At 43.8% G+C, this 13,941-nt stretch carries 9 protein-coding genes; 6 read left to right on the top strand and 3 right to left on the bottom strand.

Annotated features, from left to right (window positions below; translation table 11 throughout):
- Positions 1-761 precede the first annotated feature (761 nt).
- Positions 762-2,507, top strand: a complete 1,746-nt coding sequence (gene kdpA, locus RRG12_RS12045) for a potassium-transporting ATPase subunit KdpA (protein WP_420759432.1) — start codon at positions 762-764, stop codon at positions 2,505-2,507.
- Here the strand turns inward: kdpA and RRG12_RS12040 are convergent.
- Positions 2,485-2,871: a hypothetical protein gene (locus tag RRG12_RS12040; RefSeq protein ID WP_420759431.1), complete on the bottom strand. Its 387-nt coding sequence runs from the start codon at positions 2,869-2,871 to the stop codon at positions 2,485-2,487. The two genes, kdpA and RRG12_RS12040, sit on opposite strands and share 23 nt — an antisense overlap.
- Between RRG12_RS12040 and kdpB the strand changes: the two genes are divergently transcribed.
- The 5 genes from kdpB to RRG12_RS12015 all read left to right on the top strand — a co-directional run bounded on the left by kdpB (position 2,865) and on the right by RRG12_RS12015 (position 11,001).
- On the top strand, positions 2,865-5,006 hold the full coding sequence (kdpB, locus tag RRG12_RS12035) for a potassium-transporting ATPase subunit KdpB (protein WP_420759430.1): 2,142 nt from the start codon (positions 2,865-2,867) through the stop codon (positions 5,004-5,006). The two genes, RRG12_RS12040 and kdpB, sit on opposite strands and share 7 nt — an antisense overlap.
- A gap of 6 nt (positions 5,007-5,012) precedes the next feature.
- On the top strand, positions 5,013-5,282 hold the full coding sequence (locus tag RRG12_RS12030; RefSeq protein ID WP_420759429.1) for a potassium-transporting ATPase subunit F: 270 nt from the start codon (positions 5,013-5,015) through the stop codon (positions 5,280-5,282).
- On the top strand, positions 5,283-5,921 hold the full coding sequence (gene kdpC, locus RRG12_RS12025; protein WP_069068795.1) for a K(+)-transporting ATPase subunit C: 639 nt from the start codon (positions 5,283-5,285) through the stop codon (positions 5,919-5,921).
- A 283-nt stretch (positions 5,922-6,204) separates the two neighbouring features.
- A complete protein-coding gene (gene pabB / locus RRG12_RS12020) occupies positions 6,205-8,484 on the top strand; it encodes an aminodeoxychorismate synthase component I (RefSeq protein WP_420759428.1) in 2,280 nt (759 codons plus the stop codon).
- A gap of 738 nt (positions 8,485-9,222) precedes the next feature.
- Positions 9,223-11,001 carry an iron uptake porin gene (locus tag RRG12_RS12015; RefSeq protein ID WP_420759427.1) on the top strand — a complete coding sequence of 593 codons (1,779 nt, stop codon included), beginning with the start codon at positions 9,223-9,225 and terminating at the stop codon, positions 10,999-11,001.
- 379 nt (positions 11,002-11,380) lie between these two features.
- Here the strand turns inward: RRG12_RS12015 and aroA are convergent, their stop codons facing one another.
- Together aroA and RRG12_RS12005 are read right to left on the bottom strand one after the other, a co-directional pair.
- The gene (aroA, locus tag RRG12_RS12010; RefSeq protein WP_420759426.1) at positions 11,381-12,661 is read right to left on the bottom strand and encodes a 3-phosphoshikimate 1-carboxyvinyltransferase; all 1,281 of its coding nucleotides are present in this window, start codon (positions 12,659-12,661) and stop codon (positions 11,381-11,383) included.
- 311 nt (positions 12,662-12,972) lie between these two features.
- Positions 12,973-13,938, bottom strand: a complete 966-nt coding sequence (locus tag RRG12_RS12005) for an iron-siderophore ABC transporter substrate-binding protein (protein ID WP_420759425.1) — start codon at positions 13,936-13,938, stop codon at positions 12,973-12,975.
- Positions 13,939-13,941 lie beyond the last annotated feature (3 nt).

Genomic DNA, 13,941 nt, shown 5'->3' with positions numbered 1-13,941 from the left:
TTCGTGTTATTTTTTGTTTGACCTAAACTGCCTGAAACAGGCAGTTTAGGTCAAAAACAGGCGACACATTTTTTGCATGAAGTCTTACGGGCTAAAGGGTACAGAGTCAACAGCCTAGGCTCTGCCTCTAGTCAGATATTGAGTCAGAGACTCGATGAATGCATTCCCAGGCTCCGCCTGGGAACGAGGAAATGCTTATCAAGCTAGGTTTTTAGGACTTGTGTGTACACCGTAGCCTTAAAAAAGGGGGGAACCAGAGTCAAAGTCCCCCTTATTAAGGGGAGCCACTGCGGTCTTGGGGGTTTCCCCCATGAGCAAGTGGCGTGGATTTAGGGGGATCTAAAACTTTTGATACCGACAAGAGGACTTTTCAAACATCCTCTTAGAGCAGTTACTTGTTTATTCTCTTCTCTGCGAGACGCTAGGAGAACAAAATCCAAGACTTTCATATCAGGAAAATTCAGTCTTTTAGTTTTATTTTACTATGCCTAGGTTTAGGATTTAGCTGTTTTTCTATATTTGCAGATATAGATCGAGATAAACGCTATAAAGACTTGTATATATATATAATTATATTTCTTCTATAGTCTAGTTTAAATATCAATTTATACCTTGTGTTTTTTAATAAAAAGCTTCATGATTGACGAATAAAGCCCATAATTATAGCTTGGTTAAAAATTATGCCGATATACTTCATAAAAACTTCCAATTTGTAGAAAAATAATGTCTCAATTTTAGTCATGTTGGAGTTAGATTAACTGATGCTAGAAGGATGGATTCAAATTGTATTAACGCTACTGATTGTAGTAGCAATTACTCCAGTTTTTGGGCGCTATATGGCGCGTGTATACCTAGAACAAAGTACTTTTCTCGACCCGATTTTGAATCCGGTTGAGCGAGTACTTTATTCTTTGGTTGGGGTTAAAACTAAAGAAAATATGACTGGCTGGCAGTATGGGCGGGCAATTCTATACAGCAACCTAGCAATGGGGTTACTGATTTTCTTGATCATCATGAATCAAGGATGGCTGCCATTAAACCCAACCAAGATAGATGCGCCAACCTGGGATACAGTGCTGCATACAACTATTTCTTTTATTACTAACACCAACCAGCAGCATTATTCTGGTGAAACTTACATGAGCTATGGCAGTCAAATGTGGGGACTTGGTTATCACATGTTTACCTCTGCTGCGACTGGGTTAGCCGTGGGGATTGCCTTTATTCGGGGATTGACTGGTAGATCGTTGGGCAACTTTTATGTAGACTTGATTCGCTCCATTACCCGAATTTTGCTGCCTATTTGTATTGTCGGCGCGATCGCTCTCATGGCTGCTGGCGTTCCCGAAACACTTGCGGGTGTAGCTGTATTCCCCACCTTGGAAGATCCGAATATCAGTCAAGCGATCGCTCGTGGCCCTCTTGCCCATTTTGAAATTATCAAGGAATTAGGGGAAAATGGCGGCGGCTTTTTCGCCATCAACTCGGCACACCCCTTTGAAAATCCCAATGGATTTTCTAATTTGATTCAAATTGTGGCAATGCTTTCGATTCCCACTTCCCTAATTTATACTTATGGGTTGTTTGCAAACAACACTAAGCAAGCTTGGTTAGTCTACGGTATGGTGGGCGTTCTCTATGTAATATTTATCATTGTCACAGCCATTGGTGAATACAACGGCAATCCGGCTGTGAATGCACTGCTGGGTAGTCAGCAACCGAATTTAGAAGGTAAAGAAGTCCGGTTTGGTTGGGCACAATCTGCATTATTTGCAACGAGTACAACTGGTACTATGTGCGGTGCAGTCAACAGTTTACACGACTCATTTATGCCCAACGGTGGTTTTATTACCCTTTCTAATATGTTCCTGCAAATTATCTGGGGTGGACAGGGTACGGGAACCGCTTACTTGTTCGCCTATCTGATTCTAGCTGTGTTCGCCACAGGGTTGATGGTGGGACGCACACCAGAATTTCTCGGACGCAAGATTGAGAAGCGCGAAGTTGTACTTGCTAGTTTTTTGCTTCTGCTAGTTCACCCGATCGCAATTATGATTCCCGCAGGTATCGCCCTAGCATTTCCCGATCAACTATCAGGAATTAGTAATCCAGGTTTCCACGGCTTTGCTCAAGTTATCTATGAATATGCCTCCGCTGCTGCTAACAACGGTTCTGGCTTTGAAGGTTTAGGCGATTCCCAACCTTCACCTTTTGCGATCGCTACAGGTACAGCACCAACTTTAACTGCTTTGTGGTGGAACTTGAGTACCTGCTTCAGTTTACTAGCTGGACGTTATGTGCCAATCATCGGTTTGCTGTTTTTAGCAGATAGTATGTCTCGTAAGCAAGCTGTTCCTTATACGACTGGTACATTGCGAACTGATACCGGACTATTTATAGGCGTTACCGCAGGCGTAATTTTAATCTTGGGCGCACTGACATTCTTCCCAGTATTAGCATTAGGCCCCATTGGTGAAGCATTTTTTATCGCCAAAGGCATTGGCTAGGAATTGGGGATGAGGGGAGTAGGGGACAAGGAGAATTAGAAACTGATTCATCCACTTCGGAACTGGATTCATCCACCTCGGAACTGGATTCATCCACCTCGGAACTGGATTCATCCATCTCAGAACTCCGTTCATCCACCTCGGAAATGGATTCATCCACCTCGGAACTGGATTCATCCACCTCGGAACTGGATTCATCCATCTCAGAACTCCGTTCATCCACCTCGGAAATGGATTCATCCACCTCGGAACTGGATTCATCCATCTCAGAACTGGATTCATCCATCTCAGAACTGGATTCATCCACCTCATCTTCCCATGCCCAATGCCCAATGCCCCATTCCCAAAATCTAATATATGCCAATTACTACTGATTCTCCTTCACCCCGTATTCCATCTGGAACTCGTGACTCGCGTAAGCATACCCCCAAAACAGATATGCGGGGACTTTACCAAAGAGCAATTCGTGAGTCATTTGTCAAGCTAGATCCGCGAATTACTGTCAGAAACCCAGTGATGTTTGTTGTTTGGGTGGGGACAATTGTCACCTTTCTTGTTACCCTCAACCCAAATCTGTTTGGCACAATCCAGGCAGATATCAACCAACAACGGCTGTTAAACGGGTTGATTACCTTCATTCTCTTTTTCACCCTCATTTTTGCCAACTTTGCCGAAGCTGTGGCTGAAGGACGCGGTAAAGCACAGGCTGATTCACTGCGATCAACGCGATCGGATACGATCGCTAATAAAATCCTCCCCGATGGTTCCATAGTAAAAGTCAATTCTACGGAACTGCGACGGGGCGATTTGGTAAAAGTGGTTGCAAATAATATGATTCCCGCCGATGGGGATGTAATTAAAGGCATTGGCTCAGTGGATGAGTCGGCGATTACTGGGGAATCTGCCCCTGTATTGAAGCAACCAGGTACAGATATTGCTAGTTCGGTGACAGGAGGTACACGTTTACTCTCCGATGAGTTGACAATTCGTATCAGTGCTGATCCTGGTCAAGGCTTTATCGATCGCATGATTTCCCTGGTAGAAGGGGCAGAACGCAGCAAGACTCCCAACGAGATTGCTTTGACGGTATTGTTGGCAGTATTAACACAGGTATTCCTAATTGTGGTGGCAACTATGCCTCCCTTCGTGGACTACATCGCCAGCTTTATCAGCGTTGCCTTTGGCGTTGAGGCGGGAAACAGTTTGCGGGCGGGTGCTAGCGTTGCTATCTTAATTTCCCTACTGGTAGCTTTGATTCCCACAACTATCGGTGGTTTACTCAGTGCGATCGGCATCGCTGGTATGGATAGAGTTGCCCAGTTTAACGTGATTGCGACCTCTGGTCGAGCAGTAGAAGCTTGTGGTGACATCAATACTTTGGTGCTAGATAAGACAGGCACAATCACCTTGGGAAACCGGATGGCTGACGAGTTTATTCCGCTAAATAATCACTCAATCAAAGATGTGGCGCAAGTCTCCCTGGCTGCTAGCTTGTTTGACGAAACACCAGAAGGCAAGTCAATTGTACTTTTAGCAGAAAAGTCCCAGGCGGCGGTAGACTTTAACATTGACAAAGCCGAAGGTGTGGAATTTTCCGCTAAAACCCGAATGAGTGGCACGAATCTACCCGATGGCAAACAAATTCGCAAAGGGGCGGTAGATGCCATTAAGGGATTTGTCCGTTCCCGTGGTGGCGATGTTCCTGATGATATAGATGCAGCTTATGAGCGAGTTTCCCGGTTAGGCGGTACACCCTTAGCTGTTTGCCAAGATGACAAAATTTATGGTGTCATTTACCTCAAAGATATAGTCAAACCTGGACTGCGGGAACGATTTGACCAACTCCGCCGCATGGGTGTTAAGACAATCATGCTCACAGGTGATAATCGGATTACAGCTTCAGTGATTGCCCAAGAAGCCGGGGTGGATGATTTCATTGCCGAAGCGACTCCAGAAGACAAAATTGAGGTGATTCGCTCGGAACAATCTCAGGGTAAACTGGTGGCAATGACCGGGGATGGTACGAACGATGCCCCTGCTTTGGCTCAAGCAAATGTGGGTGTGGCGATGAACTCTGGGACGCAAGCTGCTAAAGAAGCTGCTAATATGGTGGACTTAGATTCTGATCCCACCAAGTTGATTGACCTAGTAACTATTGGTAAACAGCTGCTCATTACCCGTGGTGCATTGACAACATTCTCCATCGCCAATGATATTGCCAAGTATTTTGCCATCATTCCCACGATATTTGCCGCTGCTGGAATCGGCGCACTTAATATTATGGGATTAAAGAGTGCCCAATCTGCGATCGTCTCAGCGCTGATTTACAACGCCTTGATTATTCCAGCATTAATTCCGCTAGCACTCAAAGGGGTGAAGTTTTTACCTTTAACAGCAGATCAACTGCTACGTCGCAACATCTTCATCTTTGGTCTTGGCGGCATCGTTGCTCCCTTCATTGCCATCAAACTGATAGATATTATCCTACCTTTGTCTTAATTTACTATGAAACCCGTTCATATCCGCCGCGCGATCGCAGCATCCCAAGTATTAGAAGAAATAACTGAAATCTGGTGTCAGTGGCGTAGACAAAAGCTACCACTGTATTTGTTCTTGGCGATGTGTTTCAACCTCGTGGTTGCACCTCTAGTCTATGGCGCTACTGGTGAACAACTTTCCCGCAGTCAATCTTGGGGATTGGGGCTGTTAGGGCTGGTGACACTAGGGCTTTCCATCTATTTATTTTTTGTAATGTTTGTACCGGAGAAATTCTAAATGAGTTTTGCACGTGAAGCTAGCAGAGCTATTCGGTCTACCTTGGTACTCTGGGTAATAGTCGCAATTATTTATCCTTTGGCGATGATTGCCATTGGGCAAATTGTGTTTCCCTTTCAAGCAAACGGTAGTCTACTGCAAAATAGCACAGGTCAAGTTGTAGGTTCTGCTTTGATTGGTCAACCTTTTAGTAGCGATCGCTATTTTAACAGCCGTCCCAGTACCACAAGTTACAGCACAGCCGATCCCAAAAAGGACGACGCGGGAGTTTTAAGAACCGGAGTTTCTGGCGCTAGTAACTTGGCTCCCAGTAATCCCGCATTAATGGAACGCATCAAAGGTAAAGATGACCCCGACCCCAGTAAAAAAGTTGAAGGCGACTTCAATCGTCTGAAAACAGCAGGTGTACAGCCGACTGGCGATTTAGTCTACACCTCTGGTTCTAGCCTTGACCCCCATATTACGCCCGAAGCTGCGATCGCACAAATTGCACGAGTAGCCAAAGCGCGAGGAGTTCAGCCTACCCAATTGGAAACTTTGATTGCTCAAAACACCGATGGTCGCTTTCTCGGCATCTTTGGCGAACCTGGAGTTAATGTGTTGAAGCTGAATTTAGCTTTGGATAAGATTAAGGGATAAAGGTGTAGGAAATAACGAAAAGGATGTGCTACTGTCAGAATCATTACAGCAGTTTGCAAGTAACTAAGGTACAAAATAGAGGACTCACGCATCAGATATAAAGAGTTCCTGCCTTAAAACCCCTAGTTTTGTACTCTATGCAAAATAAAACTGCTGTATCTATAGATTACTTAAAATTGAAAAGCTTAGATTCCCGACTTATTAAATAAGTCGGGAATTTTGTTATTCACGAATTGCTATTCTGAGTGCCAAAATGTTCTATATGGTAGTTAATTGAGTATATATGCAAACATTAATTATTGATAACTATGACTCTTATACCTTTAATCTTTACCAGATGATTGCTGAAGTAAATGGGGAACTACCTCTGGTAATTCGTAACGATCAGCTTACCTGGGATGAACTAAAAGAAATTGCATTTGACAACATTGTGATTTCACCTGGCCCCGGTCGTCCAGAAAGACCAGAAGATTTTGGAATCTGCCGACAGATAATTGAGAACGTTGATGTGCCCTTGCTAGGAGTTTGTCTTGGTCATCAAGGAATTGGCTATCTACATGGTGGAAAAGTGATTCATGCACCGGAAGTTCGACACGGTAGACTCAGTAAAATTTATCATAATGATTCAGCACTATTTCAAGGTATTCCTAGTAATTTTTCTGTAGTGCGTTATCACTCGTTGCTAGTTGCTGACGAACTACCTGAGTGTCTAGAAAAAATTGCTTGGACTGAAGAAGGACTGGTGATGGGATTGCGTCATCAACATCTACCTTTTTGGGGTGTGCAGTTTCACCCAGAGTCTATTTGTACAGAATATGGGCAAAGATTACTAGAAAACTTTCGAGATATAACGCTGCAATTTATAGAGAAATCTTCAAGAAGGCAGGAGGCAGGAGGCAGGAGGCAGAAGGCAGAAGGCAGGAGAGGGAGCCATGCACAAGGGGTGGGATCTGAAAGCCTTTTGGCAGAGTCAAGAAGTCCACAAAAGCAATATTGGATTGGATATGGATCTGTTACTCCTGTTATCGATCGACCACACCAAAAACAGGAAGAGAAGTTTGAATTGTATACACGCAAGTTAGATATCTGCCCAAATACAGAACAAATATTTGTACAGCTGTTTGGGGATGCAGTAAATGCTTTTTGGCTAGATAGCAGCCGTGTAGAACCTGGTCTATCTCGCTTCTCCTTTATGGGTGATGGCAGCGGAGCAAACAGTCTATTGGTGCGATATCATACCCAAACGCAAAAACTTCTCGTCACACAGTCAGATACCGTGACTCATCGCACCGAAAGTATTTTTGAGTATTTGAAGCGGGAAATAGACTGCCGATTTTGCCAAGCTGATGAGTTACCGTTTGATTTTAACTGTGGATTTGTTGGCTATTTTGGCTATGAACTCAAGGCAGAATGTGGCTCATCATTGGTACATTCTTCACCATTACCTGATGCAATTTTCTTACTTGCCGATCGCATGATTGCGATCGATCACCAAGAACAGTGTCTTTATTTACTGCAATTAATCAAAAAAGGACAAACAGAACCGGTAGAAACTTGGTTTGATACTATCCAACAACAACTGGAAACTTTAGATCCTCTTTCTTCCGTTCTCCCCCAGGAAAATTGTCAGCCAGTTAAGTTCCGTTTGAGTCGCACTTACCAAAATTACATCCAAGATATTCACCATTGCTTGGACGAAATTCACGAAGGGGAAACTTATCAAGTTTGCCTGACGAATCAGCTTTACACCGATGCAACCCCCGATCCATTGACGTTCTATCGGACATTACGTAAAATCAATCCTGCTCCTTACTCTGCATTTTTGCGCTTTGGTGAAATTGCGATGCCTACGGCGAGTGTAGCGATCGCCTGCTCATCTCCAGAACGGTTTCTAAAGATTGATCGCCAAGGATGGGTAGAAACTAAACCCATTAAGGGAACCCTACCACGAGGAGAAACCCCCGAAGCCGATTTCATCCTCCGTGAGAAGCTACGCAACAGCGAAAAAGACCGGGCTGAAAATCTGATGATTGTGGATCTGTTACGCAATGATTTGGGACGAGTCTGTGAAGTTGGTAGTGTCCATGTACCAAAATTAATGGATGTGGAAACATACCCAACACTACATCAGTTGGTGACAACAGTACGCGGGCGGTTACGTTCAGACTTACAAGCGGTGGATTGTGTGCAAGCTTCATTTCCCGGAGGATCGATGACTGGTGCGCCCAAAATCCGTACCATGCAAATTATCGATCGCCTAGAACAAGAGGCGCGGGGAGTGTATTCAGGAGCGATCGGCTTTTTGGGCTTGAATGGTTCAGCCGATTTTAATATTGTTATTCGGACTGCTGTTCTGACTCCTCATCAAACCTCCATCGGTATCGGTGGCGGAATTATAGCCCTTTCTGACCCGGAGATGGAGTTTCAAGAAACGCTGCTGAAAGCCAAAGCCTTAATCGACGCTTTACTTCTGACCATTCAGGGAACATTTGAGCCAGATATCTATCCGATTCTAGGACTAGAAAAAACAACTGCTGATAGTTTTGAAAAATTGACTGTCTAAATCTGAGGAAGCATTTGCCGTAGTTCGTAATTTATGGATTGGAGGTAAACTCACTCATAAATCATCTCTCTGAATTTAGACAAGAAATCGATATTCTCAAGTCTGACTCGTGAATTGTGTTTAGCTCAAAAAGCTGCATCAATTTTCAACCATGACTTTTTCATTGCGGCAAAGTAAAAGTTTCAGCCAATTTCACAATTTTCTATAAATATGACCAACTCTAGTGAAAATCTGTCATTCTAGCAAGATAAAAAGCAATACAGTTCAGTTAAAGCTAAAACTCTTTGTTAAAGTCAACTTTTTTAACTTAGACGCAAAGCAGCTTGCCGCAGCAGCAAAGGACGCATGGACATGAAGTGGCTTCCCTTACCACTTCGTGGAAGCAAGCTACGCGCAGTATCTCCGTCAGCAGAAAGAGAAGGGTAGGACACAAAGAGAAGCAAGAAATGCTTAACTGAACTGTATTTGATATAAAAAGGCTCTATCGAAAATCAGGGTTAAAAACAAGAAGCTAAAGTGCATAAATGGCACAAAATAGAGCTAAATTCCCGGATAAACACCACCTTTAGGCAAACAAGTCATCTGCAAGACTTTACGATTCTTTATCCAGGAAAATTTTTTAGATATAGCTTAGATCACTACAATCTGATAGAATTTCCAATCAAGTAGAATAATTGCTTGTTCTCTTTTTCTTAAACCTACTGAGTTGGGTTATTTTTTGGGAAAGGAAAATAAAAAATGTCTCATCTATTGTGGAAAACTCTGGTACTAAGTCCAGTAGTTTTGGGAGTGACGGTGTTGGTTTCCGCTAAGGCTATAGCTACTGAAGTAGCAAGCTTTTCTGAAGATCCAAAGGTAAAATACGCTCAGACAGAAGCACCAGAAGCTATTGGTACTTCACTATCAATCAAAACAGAACAACCAAAAATTAATCAGCAGTTTTTTGCCCAAGCAAAGACTGATGGAAATCAGGTTTTAGAACAAGTTAATCGCTACGGCAGCGAAGGCAAGAACCAGAATTCACTGTCTCAAGTCACATCAGTTTCTCAGTTTTCTGATGTACAGCCGACTGATTGGGCATTCCAAGCTTTACAATCCCTAGTTGAACGCTACGGTTGTATTGCAGGATACCCAAATTCCACTTATCGCGGCAACCGGGCACTGACTCGTTATGAGTTTGCCGCAGGTTTGAATGCTTGTTTAGATCGGGTTAATGAACTGATTGCGACGGCAACTGCTGACTTGGTGTCAAAACAGGATTTGGCGACCCTCCAGCGTTTGCAAGAGGAATTCTCGGCAGAATTGGCAACTCTGCGTGGTCGAGTAGATTCTCTAGAAGCACGGACTGCTGAACTAGAAGCAAATCAGTTTTCTACTACCACTAAATTGGTGGGTGAAGCTATTTTTGCCGTTACTGATATTTTTGGCGGTAACACTGGTGATGCTAACAATACTGTCTTCCAAGATAGGGTGCGTTTAGACTTACAAACCAGCTTTACAGGTAAAGACGTTTTACACACTCGTCTTGCAGCAAGCAATGCCGGAGCTTTTGCACAACTGGATAGCGCCGGTCTTCCTATCGATACTGGTGAAGGCAAGCAAACGTTTCAAATTGGTGGTGACACTGGCAACTCTGTCAGTATAGACTGGCTGGCATATTACGTACCCATAGGCCCAGCCCAAGCTTACTTTGCGGCCACCGGAGGTATTCATAGCGATTATGCTGCCACCAACAATCCTTACTTTGAGGACTTTGATGGTGGTAATGGTGCATTGTCTACCTTTGCTTCTGAAAGCCCCATCTATCGGATTGGTGGTGGTGCTGGTGCAGCACTGACTTTACCCTTTGGTAGCGGTGGTAGCTTTTTGAAACCAAGTTCACTGACTGTAGGCTACTTAGCGTCAAATGCTAATAATCCTGGAGTAAGTCAAGGTTTGTTGGAAGGTAACTATGCAGCTCTGGGACAGTTGAACTTTAGTGTTGGCGATCGCTTTGCGATCGCTGCTACCTACGTTCATGGATATCATGGTGCTGGAGGTGGTAGCTTATTTGATGCAGGTGGTGGTTTGGGTAGCGCGAACCGTGTCGTAGGTACTGGTCAAGCTAACACCTTAACTGCCCTAGACGGATCTTCCAGTAATTCATACGGAATATCGGCAGCCTTCCGACCGAGCGACAAACTATCAGTTAGTGGCTTCGTTTCTTACCACGATGTCACAGGCTTTGGTGCTGATGATGATTATGAAGCTTGGAGCTATGGTCTTGGCGTAGCCTTGCCTGACTTCGGTAAACAGGGTAACGTTTTAGGTATTTTTGCTGGTGCAGAACCCTATGCCTTTAACCGACCAGGTTTAACTGGTAATGATGTACCTTATCACATTGAAGGCTTTTACAAGTATCGCGTGTCAGATAACATCTCAATTACCCCTGGTGTCATCTGGTTGACCTCTCCTGGTCAAAACAGTGATAACGACGATGCAATTATCGGCACGTTGAGAACAACTTTCACCTTCTAAAGGTTTACAGCAAATAGCTGTAGGGACTTACAATTAGCTGATTGAAAGTCTGTAAATACAAGGGACGGGCAAGATGCCCGTCCTAAAAACCAGCAAAATCATCCCGCAAATATATCAATCCTAAATGAGTTGTGAAAATGCGCGATGTCCAGATCCCCGACTTCTCGAAGAAGTCGGGGATCTAATTTTTCACGAATGATTTAGGATTGCTATATACAACGCCCGGTATAACAGACGCGACAAAAATACTGTTCAACATAATTCGTAAATAAATCAAGGTGCTTGTACCTTTCTTTAATTACGAATTACGTTAGCGCAGCGGTAGCGAGTCCACGAGCGTCATTACGAATTACGAATTAGTAATTATTTGGTCAGTCTCTTATTGTTCTAACATTTGGAAGAATCGGGTAAAGTAATCTGGAAAGGTCTTAGCTGTACAGCCAGGATCTTTAATTACAATCCCTGGAACCTTTAAGCCAGTGACAGCAAAAGCCATCGCCATTCGATGATCGTGATAGGTTTCAATCGCCGCCGGGGTAATAGGGCCAGGCTCAATTTTCAGTCTATCTGGGAATTCTTCAACCTTCACTCCTAGCCGCCGCAATTCTGTAACCACAGCTTTAATCCGGTCGGTTTCCTTATATCGAATATGTTCCACGTTCCGAATGGTAATCGGTGAACTAGCAAAAGGTGCGATCGCAGCTAATGTTTGCACCAAATCCGATATATCATTCATATCAATGTCGATGCCTTGCAATTGCTTCGGCCCCGTCACTTCGGTGTAATCATCGGAATCATTAATTTGGCAACCCATCTGTTCTAAAACATTCAGCCAGAGAATATCACCCTGACAGGATTGCTTAGTCAAATGTTTGACGCGCACCCGTCCACCCGTGACGGCGGCAGCGGCGAAAAAATAAGAGGCATTTGACGCATCGGGTTCTATTGTGTAATGTCGAGCTTGGTAACGTTGACCAGCTTTAATCTGAAATTGATTATCACCTATTTGAATCACCTCAACGCCAAAATCTGCCATCAAGCGACAGGTCATTTTGACATAAGATTGAGAAACTAATGTCCCCTCAACCTCAATGATTGTGTCCTGTTGAGCATAGGGCGCAATCATCAGCAATGCCGAAAGTTGCTGACTCGTTTGGTTAGCTTTTACGCGAAAATTTCCGCCAGCAAATCCCTGGCTATAGATGGTGTAGGGCATAAATCCGGAGTTTCCCTCAAAGTTGATGGTTGCTCCACCCGTTTGCAGCACCGTTAGCATGTCACCCATCGGTCGTTCTCGCATCCGGGGAACGCCATCTAGCCGATATTCGCCGTTCCCTAGTGCCACGAGCGCAGAGATAAACCGTGCTGCTGTGCCTGCCAAACCCACAAATAAATCTGCCTGTTTAGCTGGAATTTCGCCTCCTCTTCCTGCCACTTCGATCTGTGCCAAATGAGGATGCAAAGTAATGGGAATGCCTAATTGCTCTACGCATTTGGCAAAATACTCGCTGTCTTCACTAAATAAGGCATTTTCTAAAATGGAGTCACCTTGCGCCAAAGCAGCGACAAGCAGCGCCCGATTGGTAAGACTTTTAGAACCAGGAATTTCTACCGTGGCATCCACTGGCCGATTTAAAGCAGGAATTGCAATGGTATCCACGTTAAACCTCTACGTAGGCGGTTAGCTACAACTTTATATATTGCCATATTGTGAGCAAAAGAGTGCTTCTTCTTCCTTACCTAGTACCGCAGCATGAAGAGTGCTGAGTATGGTGTACCTCCTCACCTAACTGTCTGAAGAGAGCAACACTCACTGACATCCTTTCATGAGTTAGAGGTTTGTTAATCTATAGGACACACCTTTATTCCTTCTTCCCAGTCCCCATTGCCCCTAATCCCCAGAGGGGGCCCCGAGTTCCCCAATCCCCAGTCCCTTACCTCTACGAGTGATTCAGAAATCAAATCAGATTGCTATAAATGCTTCTCAATGTCATCCAGTACAGCATGAGCGGCAAGAAAATCAAACCCATACCAACTCTGAAAATCTACAGGAAATACTTGTTTGTTTTGGACAGCTTTAACTTTAGACCATAAGGGTTTTCCCCGAAGTTTTTCTAAAGTAGAGCAATCATTTTTTTGATAACATCCGATAAAAATAACATCACTATCAATTTCGGAAAAACTTTCCTCGGAAATGGGCAAGGATAAATTATTAGATGATTTAGGAGATAGCAGTCCAATATCATTTAAAATTGTGCCAGAAAAGGACTTTTTCATACCAAGATATACTCCTCCAGAGTTGACATATACAAATGATGCCCGAAATGGCTGAGGACGATTATTCTGTAATCTCTGTTTTAGTTTTTCAACTCTTTGAGAGTAGCCATTTAAGAGTTGAGTCGCTACCTCTGTTTTGTCAAAAACTTTTGCAGTTTCTTTTAAGTGTTGTTTCCAATCTCGTGAAATCTCTCCCCAAGGAACTAATACGGTAGGAGCAATTTGTGATAATTGCTTGTACTGCTCTCGTGATGATGGATCTGAAGGACTAATGATTAAGTCGGGCTTAAGTTGCAGAATTGTCTCTAAATTGGGTTGGCTAGTAGAATAACTATGCAAAACAATTCCTTTGATTTTTTCTGCTAAATAGGGGGGAACTTCGGAATTGATTTCTGTCCGAGACCATATTGTTGCTGCCATTGGCTTGATACCCAAAGCAACGGTTTCACCAAGACTCAGGATATCTAAAGCTACAATTCGTTGAGGATTGAGTGGAACGCAGGTTTCCCCCATTGGATGTTTTATGATTCGACAATTTTCTGCTGAAGATGTTGGAGATGTGGCATCTTGATAGTTACTTTGGCTACAGGCACAAACAAGTATAAATGCCACAATTCCCAGACATAGCGGATAGGTGAGACGGCGTAGAAACCTCTTCATGAA

This window comes from Nostoc sp. CALU 546 (assembly GCF_048836525.1).
The sequence above is the reverse complement of the archived record's forward strand: the minus strand, read 5'-3'. Positions and strand labels throughout refer to the sequence as shown.

Coding starts and splice junctions, on each gene's coding strand:
- kdpA (WP_420759432.1), top strand. CDS start 762: ATGCTAGAAGGATGGATTCAAATTGTATTAACGCTACTGATTGTAGTA.
- kdpB (WP_420759430.1), top strand. CDS start 2,865: ATGCCAATTACTACTGATTCTCCTTCACCCCGTATTCCATCTGGAACT.
- RRG12_RS12030 (WP_420759429.1), top strand. CDS start 5,013: ATGAAACCCGTTCATATCCGCCGCGCGATCGCAGCATCCCAAGTATTA.
- kdpC (WP_069068795.1), top strand. CDS start 5,283: ATGAGTTTTGCACGTGAAGCTAGCAGAGCTATTCGGTCTACCTTGGTA.
- pabB (WP_420759428.1), top strand. CDS start 6,205: ATGCAAACATTAATTATTGATAACTATGACTCTTATACCTTTAATCTT.
- RRG12_RS12015 (WP_420759427.1), top strand. CDS start 9,223: ATGTCTCATCTATTGTGGAAAACTCTGGTACTAAGTCCAGTAGTTTTG.
- RRG12_RS12005 (WP_420759425.1), bottom strand. CDS start 13,938: ATGAAGAGGTTTCTACGCCGTCTCACCTATCCGCTATGTCTGGGAATT.